Origin of the sequence: Adhaeretor mobilis, from assembly GCF_007741515.1 — a bacterium.
GTDB lineage: Bacteria > Planctomycetota > Planctomycetia > Pirellulales > Lacipirellulaceae > Adhaeretor > Adhaeretor mobilis.
Map to the genome: position 1 here is coordinate 992,338 of NZ_CP036263.1, position 17,776 is coordinate 1,010,113.

At 54.9% G+C, this 17,776-nt stretch carries 16 protein-coding genes; 6 read left to right on the forward strand and 10 right to left on the reverse strand.

Translation table 11 applies throughout. The annotated features are described in order from the left end of the window. Positions 1–94 precede the first annotated feature (94 nt). Both HG15A2_RS03880 and HG15A2_RS03885 read right to left on the reverse strand, forming a co-directional pair. A complete protein-coding gene (locus HG15A2_RS03880; protein WP_145058031.1) occupies positions 95–1,399 on the reverse strand; it encodes an APC family permease in 1,305 nt (434 codons plus the stop codon). After that, entirely contained in the window at positions 1,396–2,124 is a 729-nt protein-coding gene (locus HG15A2_RS03885; protein WP_145058033.1) for a class I SAM-dependent methyltransferase, read from the reverse strand. Before HG15A2_RS03885 ends, HG15A2_RS03880 begins: the two co-directional genes overlap by 4 nt. A gap of 895 nt (positions 2,125–3,019) precedes the next feature. Here HG15A2_RS03885 and HG15A2_RS03890 point away from each other — a divergent pair. Further along, complete coding sequence (locus HG15A2_RS03890) at positions 3,020–3,922, forward strand: YybH family protein (RefSeq protein WP_145058035.1); 903 nt, start codon at positions 3,020–3,022, stop codon at positions 3,920–3,922. A gap of 115 nt (positions 3,923–4,037) precedes the next feature. Here HG15A2_RS03890 and HG15A2_RS03895 read toward each other — a convergent pair whose 3' ends face one another. Next, on the reverse strand, positions 4,038–4,373 hold the full coding sequence (locus tag HG15A2_RS03895) for a hypothetical protein (protein ID WP_145058037.1): 336 nt from the start codon (positions 4,371–4,373) through the stop codon (positions 4,038–4,040). 40 nt (positions 4,374–4,413) lie between these two features. Here HG15A2_RS03895 and HG15A2_RS03900 point away from each other — a divergent pair, with 40 nt between their 5' ends. The 3 genes from HG15A2_RS03900 (at position 4,414) to HG15A2_RS03910 (ending at position 8,389) form a co-directional block, all read left to right on the forward strand. After that, on the forward strand, positions 4,414–5,379 hold the full coding sequence (locus tag HG15A2_RS03900) for a hypothetical protein (RefSeq protein ID WP_145058039.1): 966 nt from the start codon (positions 4,414–4,416) through the stop codon (positions 5,377–5,379). Positions 5,380–5,537: 158 nt separating this feature from the next. Next, positions 5,538–6,095: an HdeD family acid-resistance protein gene (locus HG15A2_RS03905; protein ID WP_145058041.1), complete on the forward strand. Its 558-nt coding sequence runs from the start codon at positions 5,538–5,540 to the stop codon at positions 6,093–6,095. A 521-nt stretch (positions 6,096–6,616) separates the two neighbouring features. Beyond that, positions 6,617–8,389 (forward strand): CotH kinase family protein, encoded by a 1,773-nt coding sequence (locus HG15A2_RS03910; protein ID WP_246117871.1) that lies wholly within the window; start codon positions 6,617–6,619, stop codon positions 8,387–8,389. Positions 8,390–8,588: 199 nt separating this feature from the next. On the opposite strand, the gene HG15A2_RS03915 is transcribed toward HG15A2_RS03910, so the two are convergent. Next, positions 8,589–9,713 carry a hypothetical protein gene (locus HG15A2_RS03915; protein WP_145058043.1) on the reverse strand — a complete coding sequence of 375 codons (1,125 nt, stop codon included), beginning with the start codon at positions 9,711–9,713 and terminating at the stop codon, positions 8,589–8,591. 103 nt (positions 9,714–9,816) lie between these two features. On the opposite strand from HG15A2_RS03915, the gene HG15A2_RS23785 reads away from it, so the two are divergent. Continuing rightward, entirely contained in the window at positions 9,817–9,984 is a 168-nt protein-coding gene (locus HG15A2_RS23785; protein WP_218932311.1) for a hypothetical protein, read from the forward strand. 132 nt (positions 9,985–10,116) lie between these two features. On the opposite strand, the gene HG15A2_RS03920 is transcribed toward HG15A2_RS23785, so the two are convergent. The 4 genes from HG15A2_RS03920 to HG15A2_RS23790 all read right to left on the reverse strand — a co-directional run bounded on the left by HG15A2_RS03920 (position 10,117) and on the right by HG15A2_RS23790 (position 13,804). Beyond that, positions 10,117–10,728 (reverse strand): MarC family protein, encoded by a 612-nt coding sequence (locus HG15A2_RS03920; protein ID WP_145058044.1) that lies wholly within the window; start codon positions 10,726–10,728, stop codon positions 10,117–10,119. Positions 10,729–10,761: 33 nt separating this feature from the next. After that, entirely contained in the window at positions 10,762–11,751 is a 990-nt protein-coding gene (locus HG15A2_RS03925) for an HAD family hydrolase (protein ID WP_145058046.1), read from the reverse strand. Between the two features lie 107 nt (positions 11,752–11,858). After that, a complete protein-coding gene (locus HG15A2_RS03930) occupies positions 11,859–13,487 on the reverse strand; it encodes an arylsulfatase (RefSeq protein WP_246117872.1) in 1,629 nt (542 codons plus the stop codon). Positions 13,488–13,639: 152 nt separating this feature from the next. Next, positions 13,640–13,804 carry a hypothetical protein gene (locus HG15A2_RS23790; protein WP_218932312.1) on the reverse strand — a complete coding sequence of 55 codons (165 nt, stop codon included), beginning with the start codon at positions 13,802–13,804 and terminating at the stop codon, positions 13,640–13,642. A 309-nt stretch (positions 13,805–14,113) separates the two neighbouring features. Between HG15A2_RS23790 and HG15A2_RS03935 the strand changes: the two genes are divergently transcribed. Then, positions 14,114–15,022 (forward strand): LysR family transcriptional regulator, encoded by a 909-nt coding sequence (locus HG15A2_RS03935; protein ID WP_145058050.1) that lies wholly within the window; start codon positions 14,114–14,116, stop codon positions 15,020–15,022. 52 nt (positions 15,023–15,074) lie between these two features. On the opposite strand, the gene HG15A2_RS03940 is transcribed toward HG15A2_RS03935, so the two are convergent. Next, positions 15,075–15,875, reverse strand: a complete 801-nt coding sequence (locus HG15A2_RS03940) for a hypothetical protein (RefSeq protein WP_145058052.1) — start codon at positions 15,873–15,875, stop codon at positions 15,075–15,077. Positions 15,876–16,310: 435 nt separating this feature from the next. Beyond that, positions 16,311–17,336 carry a hypothetical protein gene (locus HG15A2_RS03945; protein ID WP_145058054.1) on the reverse strand — a complete coding sequence of 342 codons (1,026 nt, stop codon included), beginning with the start codon at positions 17,334–17,336 and terminating at the stop codon, positions 16,311–16,313. Positions 17,337–17,776 lie beyond the last annotated feature (440 nt).

A 17,776-nucleotide genomic window follows, 5' to 3' on the forward strand; every position in this document is an offset into this window, starting at 1 on the left:
CTTCAGGAGCGCTGCCTAGATTGCTGGAATTGCTTTGACCAGGGCTTTAAGCCAAAGGTGCGCCGACTCTAACCGCACCGAAAAGAAGACCTGCTCAGCTTGAAGAGTAACGCCTCACCACGAGGTACAGCCCTATCCCCGACAGCAAAGTAACCGCCGTTGCGATTGCTTCATGCGGACGGTGATAGGCAGCCAACCCAGCCAGTATCAAGGTTGAACTGACATAGATTCCCGGCGCAAGAAGACCCACTGTTGGCCTTAACTCGCCATGAGACTTATTGGATGAAATGAACAGTGTCGAAACGGTAAGAGCCGCAAACAGCGAGAGTGTGAGTCCTAAGTAGGAAAGCAGGGATTGCAGTCCGGCAAAGTAAATCACGACCAAAACACTGATCCCTTGCAGAAGTACCGCATTGGTCGGGGGCGAAGTTTTGGTCGCCAGTTGGCGAGGCAGAAAGCCATCGGCGGCCATCTTCGCATAAACCCGCGGCCCTGCTACCAGTGCCGAAGAAACGCTGCTGGCTAATCCCAGGCAGATCATTGCCCGCGTAAGCCACGCGAACCATTCTCCGGCCAACGCCTGAGCGGTGATGGCAGCAACATCGCTTTTACCAGCGATGGCCTGTACTCCCGGCGCAAACAGAAACGCCGTGTTCAGCAGTAGATAGAAAACCGTTACCACGGCGGTCCCGTAAATCATTGCTCTGGCAATCGTTGTCGATCCGCCCCGCGCTTCCTCTGCGACATACACAGCAGCATTGAAACCGCTGTAACTTAAAGAGATCCACATCACCGAGCTAGCGAAGTTCAGTAGGATGTTGGTCGGCGGCGAATCCAACGGCTCGACGAGCGCTGCTCCCTGCCAATTTCCAACTAGGGAGTAAGCAACCAACAAGAAAGCGGCCATAAGCACTAACTTGATTCCCACCAAGAGGTTCTGACCCATTGCTCCTGATTTGGTGTGGAAGGCGTGGAATACCGTAGCCACCAGCACAAGTAGCATGGCGAGAGACTTGGCGGGAAGCCAGGCAGGACGACTGTCAGTAGGCCAGGCATAGAGATCGAAGGTCATGGCTGCGAAGGCAGCAGCTCCGGTAAAACCTGCCAGCAGAGAAACCCAGCCCCCCAGGAAGCCAGCAGCTGGATGAAGAAAGCGAGAGAGAAATACATATTCCCCGCCACTCTCGGCCAAACGCTGGGCGAGTTTGCCATAACTGAGCGCACCGCACAAAGCGATTGCACCTCCCACTCCCCAGGCCGCCATAACGAGCCACGGCGAGCGAAGATCCGCCACCGAAAATCCACTGGTTGTAAAAACCCCAGCACCAATCATGCTGGCTACCACCAGGGCGGTCAGTGACAGAATGCCCAAGGGCCTCTTCGCTTCTCCGTGACTCATGGTTTGCGAAAGCGCAAGAAGTAGTTCTCTTCAAGCTCCTCGAATAGAGCTTCCTCGACGAACTCGAAGCCTGCCTGCTCGATCTCTCGGCGAAATGTGCCCTTTCCCGCCCTCACATGACCGAGAGTCCATTCGCGTGAAACTCCCGGAATGCGTTCGAAATCAATCACCACAAGCTGTCCGCCGTGCTTGAGCGCGCGCTGGATCGATGCCAACGAGGCCTGCGGATTTTCGAAGTGATGGTAAGTGTCACAAATGAATGCCACATCGATGCTCTCGGGCGGTAATCGCACGTTGTCCTCCCCGCCTAAAACGGGGGTAACATTCGGAAGTTTTTTCGTCTTGGCAATCTCACTAACTCGCTCGACAAACGCCGGGGCGATATCAATGGCAAGAACTTGCCCCGTCGGGCCCACGGCCCTAGCAAACGGTTCGACGAACAGGCCAGTGCCGGCACCGATGTCTGCGACAACATCGCCAGCGGTCAGCTTGAGCAGCGTGACAATTTTATCACGAGCCCGAAAGATTTCGCGACTCTCAACTTCAAAGCGTGCTACCCAATCGTCGACGTCCAAATTTGGGTCGAGAAATGAGTCGTTGATGCCGGGCTTTACGCTGGTGGGCTTCTCGGGGGTAGCCACCGCCTGGCACGAGCCTTTGCTCGCCAGAACCGTGAGCAAGGCAATCGCAAGAGCGAACCGTAGAGACAATTGGTAGGCAACCATCGGTGTCAAACTCCTTAGTCAGCAAGAATTATTAGAACAGATCAAGAATACACCTACACCCCTCTGGCAACAACTCGCACTCGGCGAGCCAATGAGAGAACGTGATGTCGCTAAGCTGCCTTGTCGCCTTATTTCACTGAGTGAGCGACATTCCGAGGTGGGTGAAGCGGTTGAGGATTTGGCCGCGTGTCGTGCTTCGATTTGCTGTTTGCACAACTATCGACTGACGAGCATACCGCCGAAGATCGCTTTCGTCTCAGGATCGATTCCCTCATGCGACGCTCTAAGCTAGGTGAAACCGGACAAGAATATAGAATCCGTGATAGCAACCACAGCCAACATGGGCTTTGACAAAGAGTTGCGTTCCCCAAACGCACTCTCACTTTTCAAGCCGGTGAAGCGGCCTGTTTTTGGGAGCTGTATCTAACCCATTCGAGGCATAGTCCTTGTAACGAACTGAGGGTCGCGCAATAGCAGCGAAGGAAATACCGTTCGCTGCTCAAGACAATATTTCCTGTGGTAATTGGCGGGACATCCTAACTGCCCTTCGTGCTGGATAGTTGTTCTCACCTCCTGTAAATAGCCAAGATGGATTGGCGAGCGGTTGGGATGCCTCGAACGATGAAATCTGAGTAGTTTCCTTAGCTCCGTTTCAGGCGGCAATAACATCACCTCCTAGCAAATTGCGTTTTTGGGCATTGGATGAGGCTACCTAAGCCAATTGACGTAGGTATGAAACGCGACCCACCAGTCGCTTTGCAGTAGTTCGTGCTGTGTCGTTAAGTGCAGAGGTAGCGCACCGGCTTCGACTGGGCTGCTTGACGGCTTTATTCCGCGTGTATCCAATAGCCTAGGTATCCAATAAAGGAACGCATTTCTTACCGAGGGCATTCTCATGAAGTACAAAATATATCTTGCTGTGGTTGCATTTTGGCTATGCGGGGTCGTGCATTCTGCCAGCGGCCAGGAGGATACTGCTGCACGTGATGAAGACACCGCTCAGATCACTGCTGCGATTCAGTCGTATGTTGCTGCTTTCAATGCGCGGGACGTCGAGAAACTCGCAAACCATTGGTCTCCCAATGGTGTTTACACGAGCCGAACTAGTGGAGAGCAGTCGGTTGGACGAGAAGCGATGGTTGAAGAATTCACAGCGATACTCGCTGGCGAGAGCTTTCCTAAGTTGGCTGTTGCCACGGAATCAATTGAGTTCATATCACCAAATGTGGCACTTGAGCGCGGAACCGCGACGGTGGCTCATTCAGAAGACGAAGTCGTTGAAACTACATACAGCGTCGTCTACGTGAAAAAGGATGGCACGTGGCTGATCGATCGTGTCACTGAGGACGAGATGGTTGTCGAGCTTTCACACTACGAAAACCTGAAAGACCTTGAATGGATCATCGGTGAGTGGATTGACGAGACCGACGGAGTCAAGATTGAAATCACCTGCCGTTGGACTGAAAACAAGAATTTCATTAGCCGCACTTTTGCCGTTTCCAATGCCGAAGAAGTGGAGTCGTCTGGGTTGCAGATTATCGGTTGGGACTCCAAAGAGAAGAAAATCTCGAGTTGGCTATTCGATTCCCAAGGGAATATCATTACCGGAACTTGGGCCAAGAGAGACGATCGATGGACTGTTCAGTCGCTGGCATCGCTGGCAGGTGGGATAAGCGGGTCTTTCATCACTGTCTTTCAGCCGCTCGAAGACGGTACCTACACTTGGCAGAAGATTAATCAGGTCGTGGATGGGGAACTGCTCCCCAATATCGAAAAATCCATCGTTCGGCGCAAGTAGTCACACTCTCCAGGCAAATCAAGTTTTCGTGGGAATTTCCGATGTTGCAATTCACTAAGATCAGTCTTTGTCTTATTTGTTTGAGTTTGACAGGCCCAGGGGTGGGTGAAGAGGCCTATGGGCGAGGCCGAGGAGGCGGTGGAATGAGCCGAGGGGGAGGCGCAAGCCGTGCTCGCCCATCCGCAGGCCGATCACCCTCGATGAGCCGCCCAACATCGCGCCCGTCGGTAAGTCGACCATCTGCCAGACCATCCGTAGGAAGACCGTCCCAGGGCAGACCTTCGGTAAGTCGACCTTCAACTGGAAGGCCATCTACCGGGCGACCCTCGACAGGTAGGCCGAATGTTGGCCGACCATCCACGGGTCGGCCGTCCACTGGTCGACCATCCACAAGTAGACCATCCACAGGTAGACCGTCCACGGGTAGACCAGCCACGGGTAGACCAGCCACGGGTCGGCCGACGCAGGGTCAACTCAACAACTTCCTCAATATGGATCGACCATCCACAAGACCTGCAGGGCGACCGAGTGGTGGGGCGGCCGGTGATTTCCTGCAAAACAGGCCACAAACTCGGCCAGGACAGCGTCCGCCCGGAGTGGGTGACCGACCGACGCAATTGCCCGGAGCCGGCCAACGTCCTCCAGGTACTCGTCCTCCGGGCACGCGACCACCGGGCACGCGACCTCCAGGTGCTCGACCACCAGGAGCACGACCACCAGGGCATCGTCCGGGGCATCGTCCGCCGGGAGCTCGCCCACCAGGATACCGCCCACCCGGTCACCGTCCGCCCGGTTACCGCCCTCCCGGATATCGTCCACCACATCCAGGCCACTTGCCGCACTACGGCGCTGGGTATTGGGGACGTCATCCACACTACCGCTGGGGTTGGCACAACCATGCTAACAACTGGTGGCGATGGGCGACTGCCGGAGCCGTCACGGGTTGGTTCGCAGGGGGTATTGTTGGCCAGCCGGCCTACTACGACTACGGAACGAATCTGTACTACGAGGGTGACAACGTCGTCTATAACGACCAAGTCCTCTGCACGACGGAGGAATATGCCGAGCAAGCGCAAACAATCGCCACTGCCGTGCCTGATGTCGATCCAGACCAAGTCGAATGGATGCCATTGGGAATATTTGCATTGACTCAGAAAGAGGGTTCTGTCGAAGATTCGACGCTCTTCCTTCAGTTAGCTATTAGTAAGGAAGGAATCATTGCAGGAACCTTCCAAAACACGGCCACGAATAAGTCGATGGAGGTCGAGGGAACGGTCGACACCGAAAGCCAACGTGCCGCGTGGGGTCCTGTTGGCGGAAGTTGGCCAATTATGGAAACTGGCATTTACAATCTCACCGAAAACGAAGCAGACGCGTTGCTTCACTTTGAGGATGGTCAGACACAGCAATGGTCAATGGTGCGTTTAGACGAACCTGAAAGCGACGTCCAAAGGTAATGAGAAAACGACTAGATCGAGTCTCTACTTTTTAGGGGGACTCTTTCGTTTCCCTCCTGTCAATCGCGATGAGCGTATGGAAGTAGATGAACTCCGTCGATGACTCAAGCGTATGATTTCCGAGAGCAGCATAATTCCGAATCAGAAGGAGATTCAACTTGGCTAGCCAAGATTTGCCAGACACCACGTCACTAACGATCATGGGCGTATTTCTGATCGTTTTCGGCATCATCGCCATTGCCACCCCGGCAGTCGCTGGTACAGCGGTCGTGATGGTTATCGGCGGGATACTGCTGATCGCCGGAGTCGCTCAGATAGTTTCGGGATTGAGGTCCGATGGTTGGTCAAGCAAATTACCACCACTGATTCTTGGTGCCATCACTTCGCTCTGTGGACTTGGGCTGTTAGGCGAACCTTGGATTGGAATGAAGTTTATTGCCTTGCTCTTGGCGATCTTCTTCACGGTGGGAGGAATCTGGAAGGTCATCGCTTCATTCAGCTACCGGCCAGCGTCCGGATGGCTGGCTCTGTTGTTGAGCGGAATCCTTACGCTTGTTCTTGGCGTCCTTATTTGGCGCCAGTGGCCGCTTTCAGGTCTTTGGGCAGTGGGGGTCCTCGTCGGGGTCGACCTGCTTACTACGGGGATCTCGATAGTCGCAGTTGCATCCACCGTTCGCCGACTGAAGAGCCTGGCAGGGAGTATTGGGAATCAGTAGTAACTAGATGACTTGCTTCTTAGTTTGCAGCTGACGTCTTCCGGCACTGGTAAGCCGAGCTAGAGTTCTTCAGTATTCAGCAACTGGGCACCATGACCACCTTCATTACTGTCGAACGGTTGTCCCTAAAACTCAGCTGGTCGTGACTCACGTCAAGAGACGACCCTACTGGGCACTCCCTTCGTCGAGCGTCTCGCCCTCCCGAATCTTGGGTCGTTCGGCGCCTACCACGGTTGCCAGTTGTGCCGATGTAGGTCCGGCAGCGTTGTTGCCCGCCGTCAGAAGCGGAAGTCTCGTTTCGTCGAGCGGTGGCTTCAATGGTCAATCCTGCTAGACTCCTATGGACGGCTGTCACAAACAGAAAAAAAGACCTGCGAAACCGGAACTATCGGCCCTTTTCAGTGTTTATGAGCAGTGGCCCTACTCGCGAAGATGCAGGATCTGCCGCTGATAAGTGCTCTCTTTGGCCAACTTGCAGTGGCTGGCTTCAACGAATTACACCGCACGAGGAAAAATCAATAATGCGCGCCATGTGTTTAGTTTTCGTTCTCCCCATCAGTATCGGTATGACTTTGTTCGTGGCTCAAACCGCGAACTCGCAGCCCCCAGGCGGTGGCGGACCAGGTGGCGCCGGCGGTCCGAATGCAGCTGACGTCGAGTTGGTGGAAGAATTTGACGAGGACAAGGACGGCCGCCTGAATACGGAAGAACGCAGCAAAGCCCGCAAGTCGATTCAAGGCAACGAGAGTAGCCCGCGCAGAGGCCCCCGAAGACGAGAGAATCGTCCACCAGGGACGCCCGGAGAGCAAGTCAGCCCAGCGGATGCGACGAGCTACCCATCATCGAAAGCCCTGTACGACCGAAGTACGTTGCGGACCCTCTTCCTGGATTTTGAGAGTGACGACTGGGAGCAAGAGCTTGCCGATTTCAAATACACAGATGTCGAAGTCCCTGCAAAGCTAACCGTAGACGGCAAAGTCTACGCTGACATCGGCGTCAGATTCCGTGGAGCCTCTTCCTTTTTTTCTATCCCAAAAGGGCTGAAACGGTCACTTAACCTATCGATCAACTATGCGGATAAAGACCAACGACTTTACGGCTACAAGACGCTCAATCTATTAAATTGCAACGGCGACGATTCGATGATGAGTTCAGTCCTCTACAGTGCGATTGCAGGTCACAAAGTGGCGACGCCGAAAGTGAATTTCGTCAAGGTGGTTATCAACGGCGAGAACTGGGGGGTCTATGTTAATTCGCAACAATTCAACAAAGTCTTTATCAATGAGAACTTTGGCACCACCAAAGGAGCACGTTGGAAGGTCCCGGGAAGCCCTCGTGGCGACGGAGGACTGAGGTACCTGGGAGAGGACATCGAGCCGTACCGCGAGAGATTTGAAATTAAGTCGAAAGACCGTGAAAAGTCGTGGCAAGATTTGATTCATCTCTGTCGCGTACTGAACGAAACTCCGGCAGATCAGATTGAAGAGGCTCTCGAACCGATCTTGGACATCGAGGGAGTTCTGTGGTTTCTCGCGGTGGATGTCGCGCTCGTTAACAGCGACGGCTACTGGACCCGAGCCAGCGACTACAACATTTATCAAGCCCCCGATGGTCGGTTCCATGTCATTCCACACGACATGAACGAGGCGCTGCGCGAAGGGCATGGTGGCCCAGGTGGTCCAGGCGGCCGGCCTGGATTTGGTCCGCTGCCCGAAGGTGGGCCTCCTGGATTTGGTCCGCCACCCGAGGGGGGGCCTCCACCAGGATTTGATGGACGCCCCGGGGCACCTAGCCAAGACGCTCCTCGCGCAGGACGCAGGAGACGAGGGGACGAGGGCCGCCCGGAGCCGGGTGGCAACAGAGGCGACATTGACCGCAGGCGTGGTCCTGGCCAACGTGGCGGACCTGGTCGCAGAGGTCCCGGTGGTCCCGGTCGCGGTGGAGTCGAATTGGACCCCTTGGTTGGGCTCGACGATGACAGCAAACCACTCCGCAGCAAACTACTCGCGAATCCGCGGTTGCGAGCCCGTTATTTGCAGCATGTTCGCACGATTGCCGATCAGATGCTGAGTTGGGATTACCTTGGGCCACGTGTTGCAGAGATGCGCGAATTGATTGCGGAAGAGGTAGCCGCCGACACCAGAAAACTAGGGACAACTGAATCCTTCCTGAATGCAACTTCACCAGAAGCAGGGGAGGATGGAGCCGGGCTGCGCGGTTTTGCTGAGAAGCGGTCAGCCTACCTGCTAGATCATGAAGCGATCAAGGCATTGCCAAGCCGCCAAAACGATTGAAGCAATACATGACAGCGATCTTGTCGCCCTTGATGCCGATGTTGCGCATCGCGTCGAGTCCGGTTTCGGGAACCATCACTCGGCCACCTCTGAGACTACATCATACTCGCTTTGCTTTGCGCTCATTTTCTTATCTTTGCTCAAGGGTTTCAAGTTTTCGATTCAGCTGCATCTTACGCCTTTTGGGCGGAGCCGAGAATCAGCTTGCGGGAACCGCGAAGACAGTAATGAAAGCAAGCACCAGCGCCACGACGGCGATCCCCGCCCTTTGGATAACGGACTTGCTCACACTGATAGCCACAAAGCACTGAAGCAGGTAGTAGAACGCGAACGCCCGCGATGCGATGGCAACAATTTCGAGCGTGCTCGCTGACCAGGTCAGAGCAATCGCGCCGCCTCCCACCAGAACGCAGCCCCAATTTGACTTCAGATGACCGTGCGTGGTTTCTTGCAAGTTGCCGGTCGCGGCAAGGGTATCGGCGACGGCCGCCGAAAACTGGCTCAACGCTGCCGCGACGATCAGCGGTACGGCGAGAGCACTTGCGGCGACACCGGTCAGCGTGATCAGGCTGTTGTCGTCGTACTTTCCATTTAATGTATGCACGACTGGCAACGCCAACGCCACAAAAATGAGGTAAACCGCCGTAGAAATTATCTGCGACCAGCGGGAAGCTCTCACCCGGGTCTCCGCATCGAAAGAGCCGCCCAAATAACGAGTGGTCTCGAAGCCTTGAACGACGATCAACGTACCCGCAACGATGGTCAGGACTTCCCATGACGTGTACTTCAAGGCCTTGGGCAGAATGATACCGGACGCGGACTGCCAGGCCGTCCAGTCGTAGCTTGCAAAGCCGAACAGGAGTAGCGAGATGATCAGCAGCGTGATGTAGAGCCCCCATCGCTCCAGGACGCTAAGCACCTTGAGTCCTTTCGTGACCCCGATCACCATAATGAGAGCGATGACCGCGGTGGTCATTAAATTCTCGTTGAGCTCGGTATCTGCGTGCAGACCGCCTAGCACGAAGGAGGACAGGATGTGCAAGTACAGAGAGACCGAAATCACGTAGGCAAACACGAGCGCTAAATCCGAGCAACGCTCGAAGGACAACGTCGCCTCGCCCGGTTTGCTAGCCAGCACGGGCTCCGCATGCTTGATGTTGAACCGATTCACACTTCCCACGGCGAAAGCCAGCGCACACACGCCTGCCATCGCGAGCACCGAGTAGGCTCCCACCGCTCCCGCGAGCACCGGCACGATGATCAGGAACCCGCTGCCAAAGATCGAGGAGAGCGGCGCGCTAGTGGCGTCAACAACGGGCTTCATAATTACTCCCAATTCCAAAAGCATCCATTTTTGTTGCCTTGTCGAGTTACATGTTTGCTGATCCCGACTTCGAGTCGCAAATCCAGCTTCCTAGTTTCAGAACATGGGCGATTGGTCCCATGCGGATCTCGAAAACAATGTCCGACGCTCGCAACGCGAACACAGCCGTGCAAGTCGCTACCTCCAAGGGGCTTTCGGAGACTCTGAAATGCCGCAGACTCGCGTAGCTCAACAGCGCGGCGACGGCGTAGAGTTGGCCAAACAGGATTAGGGGTTGCGTATTGGTTAGTACGTGGCAGATAAGAACTCGGCCAACGGTCAATCCCCGGAGTACTGATTCCCTCGATACCCCGGTCACGGATCCTAATTCCGTTCTTCTCCAATACCGCGGATTTGAGGTGTTTCATGAGGTGACGTCAAAAAACGATTTTAAACCAGAGAGCACGAACTGTACGCCCATCGCCAACACGATCAAACCCATGAAACGGCTAGCGGTTTGACGGGCAAAACTTTGCTCGCCTTTCTGGCCACCCCGCGCGGCGAGCAGCATTAACGGCCACGTCACGACTATCGCGGCGCAGACAGCAACGATCGCGGTCCAGGGAAATTCGGAACCGGAATGATCGGCCGCGATGGTAATTACGCCGGTAATGGTCCCCGGACTTGCCGCAAACATGATCAGTGGTGTTAGCGGGGGATTCGACCGAAGTGCTTGTGTCTTGCTCGACGGTGCGCTCTCCTGCTTGGCGTTGAGCATGGAGAATCCCATCCAGGACAACACGATTCCCCCAGAGACCTTGAAGGCGTCCAGCGAAATGCCGAACTGGTGGAGAAATTGCACGCCAACGATCGCCGCCAAGAGCAAGATGAGCAAGACAGCGAGCGACGCCTTGGTCGCATCTCTGAGTTGGGCACTTCTCGGCTGGCCGCTTTCAATTGTCGCAAACATCGCTGCACAGACGGCCGGGTTGACCAACGAAAGCACGGTAATGACGGCTTGCAAATGCTGTTGCATAAAAGTGTTCTCACGTTGACAGACCACTATCCATTACTTTGGCGGAAAGACGGTCTTCCAGTCTTGCTTCATGTCGATGATGGTCCAGCCGTTGGCATCTGCTAGGTCGAGAGCCTTGTCGAGTGTGCCGACGTGGCTTTTGCGGTCGTAGGCATACTCACGTTCTGCATCGGTGTGGTGGACGAAAAGTCCCATTCGGGGGCCATCGCCTGCCATAGTATACTGGATCATTTGCATGTCGCTGTCCGAATTGCCACAGGCAAGAATCGGGCGGTGACCAATGTGATTGTAGATTCCCACCGGCTTGCCCGCCTTGTCATCGATAAAGTGAATCTTTGGCATGCGGACGATTTCCGCTTTGCCGTCCTTGATCTGGAATTCGGATTCGATCATGGAGCCGACGACCTGCTCGGGGGGAATGCCGTAGGCCTCTTCGGTAAATGGCCTCATGAAAGCGATGCCTCCGCCGGAAACGATGAAGGTTTTGAAGCCGTTGGCGCGCAAATACTCAAGCAGTTCAACCTGAGGTTGGTAGATCAGCTCGTTGTAGGGGCGGTTGAATCGGGCTTGCTTAGTCTTGACCAGCCATTCGGTCACCTGCTTATCAAACTCCGTGGCGGTCATGCCAGAGTGGCTAGCGATAACGATCTCCATCAAGCCCTTCATACCCGAGGCACCCACGGTTTTCATGTCACCTTCAAGTAGAGCCTTGAAGGGCTGTGTAGTTTTCCACTCAGGATGCTGTGGCGCCAGCTCCTTGATGCGATCGAACGCAAAGAGGAGCTGGGTGTACATGGGATATTCCAGCCACAAACACCCGTCGTTGTCGAAGGTGGCGATGCGTTTCTCTAGCGGCACGAAGTCGGCAGATCCTTCCGTCGTGACCTTCTCGACGAATTCAATGATGGCGGTTCTGGTCGCGCCCTCGTTCCAGGAGGGGAGCGGATCGGCAGCCCCGGCATGGGTGGTCATGAGTGTTACGATGCCGAAGAGCGTGGCAACATAGAGGCGGTTGGTCTTCATGATATTGGAGAATCCGGTTGAATAGATGAATGAAAGCGGTCCGACCTACAAAGTCGCGGGCCGCTCCAGAAAGAAGCGACCCGCGTGAATTAAATCGGAAGGCGTGATCAGTTGCCGGTTGGCAGCGGGATGCTGATGCCGTCCTTCTCAAGCTGGTCTCTCACCCACTGAAAACGCTGGTAGGCCGAGAGGGTGAGCGGCCCGGTGTAGGTCTCGCTCTGCAGCTTGCGCGGCGGATACTTGACGTAGGTCTTCATCTTATCCTGCACAGCTTGGCTGATCGTGACCATCGTCCAGGTGCGCTCGGTGTAGTTGTTCATGAAGATGTCGTAACGCTCTTGCGGATCGGCCCAGAGGTCGAAGATCTGGGGAACGGTGGCGACATATTTTTCCGCACCCTTCCAGCCGAGATTGCTATCGACCGCGAGGCCGCCGGTCGCCTGACCGTTGTCGCCGCGCAGGTTGAAGAGAGCCTTGTAGTTGCCGACGCGAATCGCTCCCGGGGAGAGTTCGTTCTCGGTGTAATAGAACCACTGATTGCGAGGGCACTTTCCGGTGCCGGTGAGGACCGGGGTCATGTCGTAGCTATCGAAAATAATCGGCTCCCCTTCGCGGTCCTTCTCTGGCAGTTTCTCACCCGCGACGGAGGCGAAGGTGGCCATCAGGTCGAGGCCTCCGATGATGTCGTGGTTTTTCACGCCAGGCTTGATCTTGCCAGGCCAAACGGCGATGGCAGGAACGCGGTTGCCGCCTTCGCGGACGGTGCCCTTAGTACCACGGAACGGAGTGTAGCCAGAGTCAGGATAGACGTCCTGCCAAGCACCGTTGTCGGTCGTATAGAAGACCAGCGTGTTGTCGGCCATGCCGGTTTCCTTCAGCTTGTCCATGATGCGACCGATGCGTGTGTCCAGTTCGACCACCGAATCCGCGTACTTCGATTTCGACATCGATTTGTGCTCAAATTCGGGAGCCGGCATGTTCGGCTGATGCAACTTCATGAAGTTCGCGTTGATGAAAAACGGCTCGTTCTTGTCTTTGGCCGCTTCGTCGAGGAATTCGATCGTCGCCTTCTCAACGTAACTGTCGAAGTACGGGATGCCGACGACGCCATCAGGGTAGTTGACGCCCTCCAGGGTGACGTTCTCGTTGGGCTTATCGACGTACTGGCCATTGATTTTGAAGTCCTCCACCGCCTTCTCGCCAGCCTTGCCGGAAAGCGAGCCGATGGTCACTTTCTGGAACATCTCGCGCAGTTCCGTGGGCATGTCCGGGAACCAGGTTGGATCGGCATAGGTGTAGGCGTTGAGGTGATACAGACCGCAATACTTCATCACGTCGTAACCTTGTGCGTTTGGAAGCGCGTAGTCGGACTCACCAAGGTGCCACTTGCCGGTGAAGTAGGTCTTGTAACCACCCTTCTTGAGAACGGAAGCCAAGGTCCATTCCGCCTTGGGAAGTCCGCCGCCTTGGCCCTGGAAGGCTACGGTGGTCATGCCGCTGCGATTGGGGATGCGGCCGGTTTGCATCGCGGCACGTCCGGGTGTGCAACTCGGCTGGGCGTAGAAGGAAAAGAACGTCATGCCCTCGGCCGCCAGCTTGTCGATGTTCGGGGTCGGCATGCCGCGTCCCTTGCCACCGCCATACGGCCCGAGGTCGCCATAACCGGTGTCGTCGGAAACGATCAGCAAGATGTTCGGCTTCGATTGCTGTGCGTGCGCCGGGACGATTCCGCCCAAGATCGTAAGGAGAGTCAACAGAAACAAACTGGCCCAGCTAAATCTATGCATTTGGTAACTCATATTCAGGTCCACCATCTTAGGGAGGTGGCGGACCCTTAACACCGAAGGGTCTGCCGAGAAAAGTATAGCTACAAATCAGCCTGCGGAGCCTACTGACCTGGACTGGCGTACTGGATCTTATCCAGGACCTTACCAAGACTCAGGCTGGAACCGGTGGCAGGTGGAAACTCTTTCAAGCTTGCCATCTTCTTCGCAATGACCGCTTTCGCAGGCTCCATCAAGAACACGCGGTCGACCATCCATTTCAGGTACATCTCCGACTGGCTGCTGAATCGCTCATAAGGGTCTTGTCACTTTGCTGAGCAAGTGCACCACTTGTGAAAAGCGAGAGAGAGAACAGGGCTGCGAGACCAACAAGAAATGTCGCTGCAACATACCAGCCATAGGAGCTCCTATTGATTAGGGTGGTGACGAAGCAGAAGAGAGAGCCCCGCACTTGCTGAAAGACAAATATATGTCATATGACTTGGTATGCAACTATTCCTTAGGTGAATTTGTTAATAAGATTTGATTCCCTGGGGGAATCGCTCCTCCATCCTCCAGGAATCGGAACCTATTTGCATATGATTGAGCTTCGTGATCTTCAGAATCTTCTGAGCATAGATGCGCATCGCCATTTCGGGCGGGCCGCCGAAGCGGTTGGTTTGAGTCAGTCCGCTCTCACTAAATCGTTGCAGCGGTTGGAGAAGGAACTAGGGGTCCGGCTTTTTGATCGCTCTAGCACTCGAGTCGAACCGACTACGGTGGGACAAGAAGTCCTCGACCGCGCCAACCAAATCGCTCTGGGAGTCACAGAACTCCAGCGCTCGGTCGATCTATTGCGCGGCGTAAAAATCGGCGCGATCAATGTGGGAGTCGGACCGGCGATGGCCGAATCGCATCTTTCTTCAGCCCTGGCTCGACTAGTAGACGAGCATCCGCTTACGAGGATCAGCGTGCGTGTCGATCATTGGCAGCAACTCTCAGCCTGGTTACTTTCCGGAGAGATCGATCTTTTCATTGCGGACCTGAGCGAATCGACCGGCGATGAGCGCATCGAGAGTATTCCGTTGCCGGCCGAAGAAATCGCGTGGTACTGTCGAGCGGGTCATCCTCTCGCGGAACGCGATCGTGTGAGTCGCAGCGATCTCGTTCGCTTTCCGATCGTTTCGCCGCGATTTCCTCAGTGGGCTATCAACTGGTTCGCTGCAGAAGAGTCTTCTGAAGGACCGGAGGAACGGGCACCGCTTCCCACGCTCGAATGCGAAAACTACGCGATGCTCAAGCGTATCGTGTTATCAAGCGATAGCATCAGCGCGGCTCTGCCAACAACGATCCGCTACGAACTGGAAAGAGAACAGGTCGTAATTTTGCCGGTCGATGCTCCGAAGCTGGTGACACATGCAGGGGTTGCTTATCTTCGCCACCGCTCGCCTTCTCCTCTGGTCACAAAGGCCATCGAAGTGATTATGTCGCTCGCAAGTAGAGCGTAGGTCTGGAAACCAGCTGCTCAAGCGGACTCACCCATGTCAACGAATGGCACTGTTACTTCGGGAACAGCAGGTTCACTTGAAATCGAAACTGCCATTTCGGCCCTCCCTCGGGAGCCGTCAGATAGGGCGCGAATCGTGTACTCATGGTCATGGGCTGCCCCATCAGGCTCATAATCCGGCCGGGTCCAACCCCGAAGACGTTCAGCCAGCGATCTTCCTCGCTCTTTTCCCAGTCGGCCTGAAATTCTCCGCTGGCGCTGATAAAGCACTTGTTCAGTAGGCCTTCTTCAAAGTTGTAGTTGAAGAACGGCTGCAGCAGAAATGGCTTCGACACTCCGTCTTCGACGTAATTCTGATTGATGAGTGCGCCACCGACCACAGGACCTTTGGAATAGACAGCCACCCCACTAACACCCGCGCCCCAGCGTTGCAGCCCCAGCGTTTCATCGGAAGCGGTTGGCAGGATAAACGAGGGACCTGCGCCGTAGGTCCAGCTGCTAGGTTCCTCGGGAATCGGAACGAAAAAGTTTTGCCACTGCATATCGCCCAGACCATGGCTCACGTCCGAGGTACCGATAGGCGAATTGACAAAGGGCATGATCGGACGCGTAATCAGGTTCCAGTGATCACTAAGTTTGAGTGGGATCACCGGCTGAACCAACGACACAAACTGCGTGCGGTCGTCCGGGCCATTGCCGAAGTTCCAATTATTCTGAATGGGAAGCGTCACCAGATCGGCTATCGGGTTTTGCGATTGCTTTCCGGCGCTGTCTTCCGCAGAGCAATGAGAAACTGCCGCTGACGCCCACAGGCAAATGATAAGTCTGGTTACACTCAAAAGTCTTTGGGACATCGGTCTCTCCGCGGAACATCCGTGTAGCGGCAGCTAACTAGCATGGACCAGATAGCCAAGGACCAGAGAGGTCCATTAACCATTTCGTCCCAGTCACTGGCGAACTTGACGGCTAACGCTGCCAAAGTCGTTGGGGAAGCATATGACAGACGCGGGTATTGCCGGATGTTACGATTATGATGGCGGCACTCTCCCTAACGGAAAATCCGACACCGGCAAATCGGTAAGAAGGGGCGTGTCAGGTAAGACTTAGGCGAAATGTCTTCGTGCGTAAGGAGGCATCGATTGCGTCATAAAAACTTGGGACAGGAGAATGGGAGGTAATCGATGGCTTTGAATAAGGTCGTATGGATTGAACCCAATATATGAGGGGGCTATGCAGCCGGTCATCATGTAGTGCTTACGGATAAAGGAGAATTAGAAACCTAACTGCCGTCAGCACCGGCTGCGGAAAATTTGCAGCCCTTGAAAGAAACGTCTCCGGATTAGAATCTGCAGAAAGGCAATAAGCGACAATGCCACCGTGCTAGACTCTGGAACAGAATGGTAGCTCAACGCGCCAACCGCCATGTTGCCATAGTTGGTCTCCCAATTCGCCAAGTCAGTCGTTCCATAGAGTGCAGGAAACTCTCGTTGCCACGCGAGAAAATCAGCGCCATTTACCGCTCCATCGGCGTTCAAGTCGCCAGGAGTCAAAGCCGACGCGTCCAGACCTGCGTCGTCGAAGTCGACCTCGATATCTGACAGGGGAAACGAGGGATCAAGCTGGTTCAAGTTCACCAAACGAATCCCTAAGTCTTCCCCAAGCTGCGGATGTTCTGCTCCCGTGGCAAACGTGATGGTGCTGGTGCCAAACTCTCCGTCGGAGATTGAGCCTGCAAGCGAATCGTCATCCGAATCAAGGTTCTCATCACCTCCAAGATCACGTGTGAACAAATCAACTCGATAGCCAGGAAATCCTGCGAGCGGGAAGAACGTTCCGTTCATGGCCGTTGCCGAATCGATATTGCCAATCTCAACCTGCAACGTATAGAGCGTATTCGCTTGCAGCGTGACATTTAACACCTGCTCAAAGCCATACTCGCCCTGACCATCACTCCCTTGGAAATTAAAAGCAATTCCCACACGTTGTCCCTCAGCAGCGCCGTCGGGAAAGTTTGCATACTCCCCCGGCGAACCAATGGGGTCAGGCTCAAAGGGAGTCAAAGTCCCAATGAAGTAGGTTCCCCCTGCCCCTCCACTAGTGATCAGATTTGGATCATAAAGGTCCCAGCCATTGAGCGGACCAAAAGTGAACTCATTGGAAGGTGACTCGCCCGAAATGTCTTCGAACCCTGGATTCGTGATCGCAATCGGCGCAGCCTGAAGTGTCGAAGTACTCATTCCGAAGATCAGTGGAATGAGCAGGCGATGCCGCAAGCCCCAGGGAATGATCGTCGCCAATGCGAGTTGCTTTTGCACTTCATGACTCCCGGTAAGGGACGGTTGGATTCTCTAGAGTCTACCAACCAGTACTACAGCGCAGGGTAAGTAGCCACGGATTTAGGTTGAAAACAATCGCTGAAAAGGAATGACGTTCCTGCAAGCAGCTATTCGCTGGAGATTCCGTTGAATTCATCCGTGAAATCAGTGTCATCCGTGGCTAAGTATTCTATGACCCTGCGCTGTAGTACTAGAGCTGCTTACCCAATTCTAAATGCCCCCAGCAGCCTCATAAGCAACTTCGCATGCAATAGGCAAATTGCCGTTTGTGACGCAGGGCAAAGTGTCCTTCGGCGGTCGCAATTGGGAATATTCGCGGCTTGGGTCGCGTCCCGTTAACCTTAAAGTCGTCGGATAAGGACAGCGGCCTCGGGGCATGGTAGAATGCCCCCTTATCGAGAACTCATCGCGCACCTCCT

Coding starts and splice junctions, on each gene's coding strand:
- HG15A2_RS03880 (WP_145058031.1), bottom strand. CDS start 1,399: ATGAGTCACGGAGAAGCGAAGAGGCCCTTGGGCATTCTGTCACTGACC.
- HG15A2_RS03885 (WP_145058033.1), bottom strand. CDS start 2,124: ATGGTTGCCTACCAATTGTCTCTACGGTTCGCTCTTGCGATTGCCTTG.
- HG15A2_RS03890 (WP_145058035.1), top strand. CDS start 3,020: ATGAAGTACAAAATATATCTTGCTGTGGTTGCATTTTGGCTATGCGGG.
- HG15A2_RS03900 (WP_145058039.1), top strand. CDS start 4,414: ATGGATCGACCATCCACAAGACCTGCAGGGCGACCGAGTGGTGGGGCG.
- HG15A2_RS03910 (WP_246117871.1), top strand. CDS start 6,617: ATGCGCGCCATGTGTTTAGTTTTCGTTCTCCCCATCAGTATCGGTATG.
- HG15A2_RS03915 (WP_145058043.1), bottom strand. CDS start 9,713: ATGAAGCCCGTTGTTGACGCCACTAGCGCGCCGCTCTCCTCGATCTTT.
- HG15A2_RS23785 (WP_218932311.1), top strand. CDS start 9,817: ATGGGCGATTGGTCCCATGCGGATCTCGAAAACAATGTCCGACGCTCG.
- HG15A2_RS03920 (WP_145058044.1), bottom strand. CDS start 10,728: ATGCAACAGCATTTGCAAGCCGTCATTACCGTGCTTTCGTTGGTCAAC.
- HG15A2_RS03925 (WP_145058046.1), bottom strand. CDS start 11,751: ATGAAGACCAACCGCCTCTATGTTGCCACGCTCTTCGGCATCGTAACA.
- HG15A2_RS23790 (WP_218932312.1), bottom strand. CDS start 13,804: ATGTACCTGAAATGGATGGTCGACCGCGTGTTCTTGATGGAGCCTGCG.
- HG15A2_RS03935 (WP_145058050.1), top strand. CDS start 14,114: ATGATTGAGCTTCGTGATCTTCAGAATCTTCTGAGCATAGATGCGCAT.
- HG15A2_RS03940 (WP_145058052.1), bottom strand. CDS start 15,875: ATGTCCCAAAGACTTTTGAGTGTAACCAGACTTATCATTTGCCTGTGG.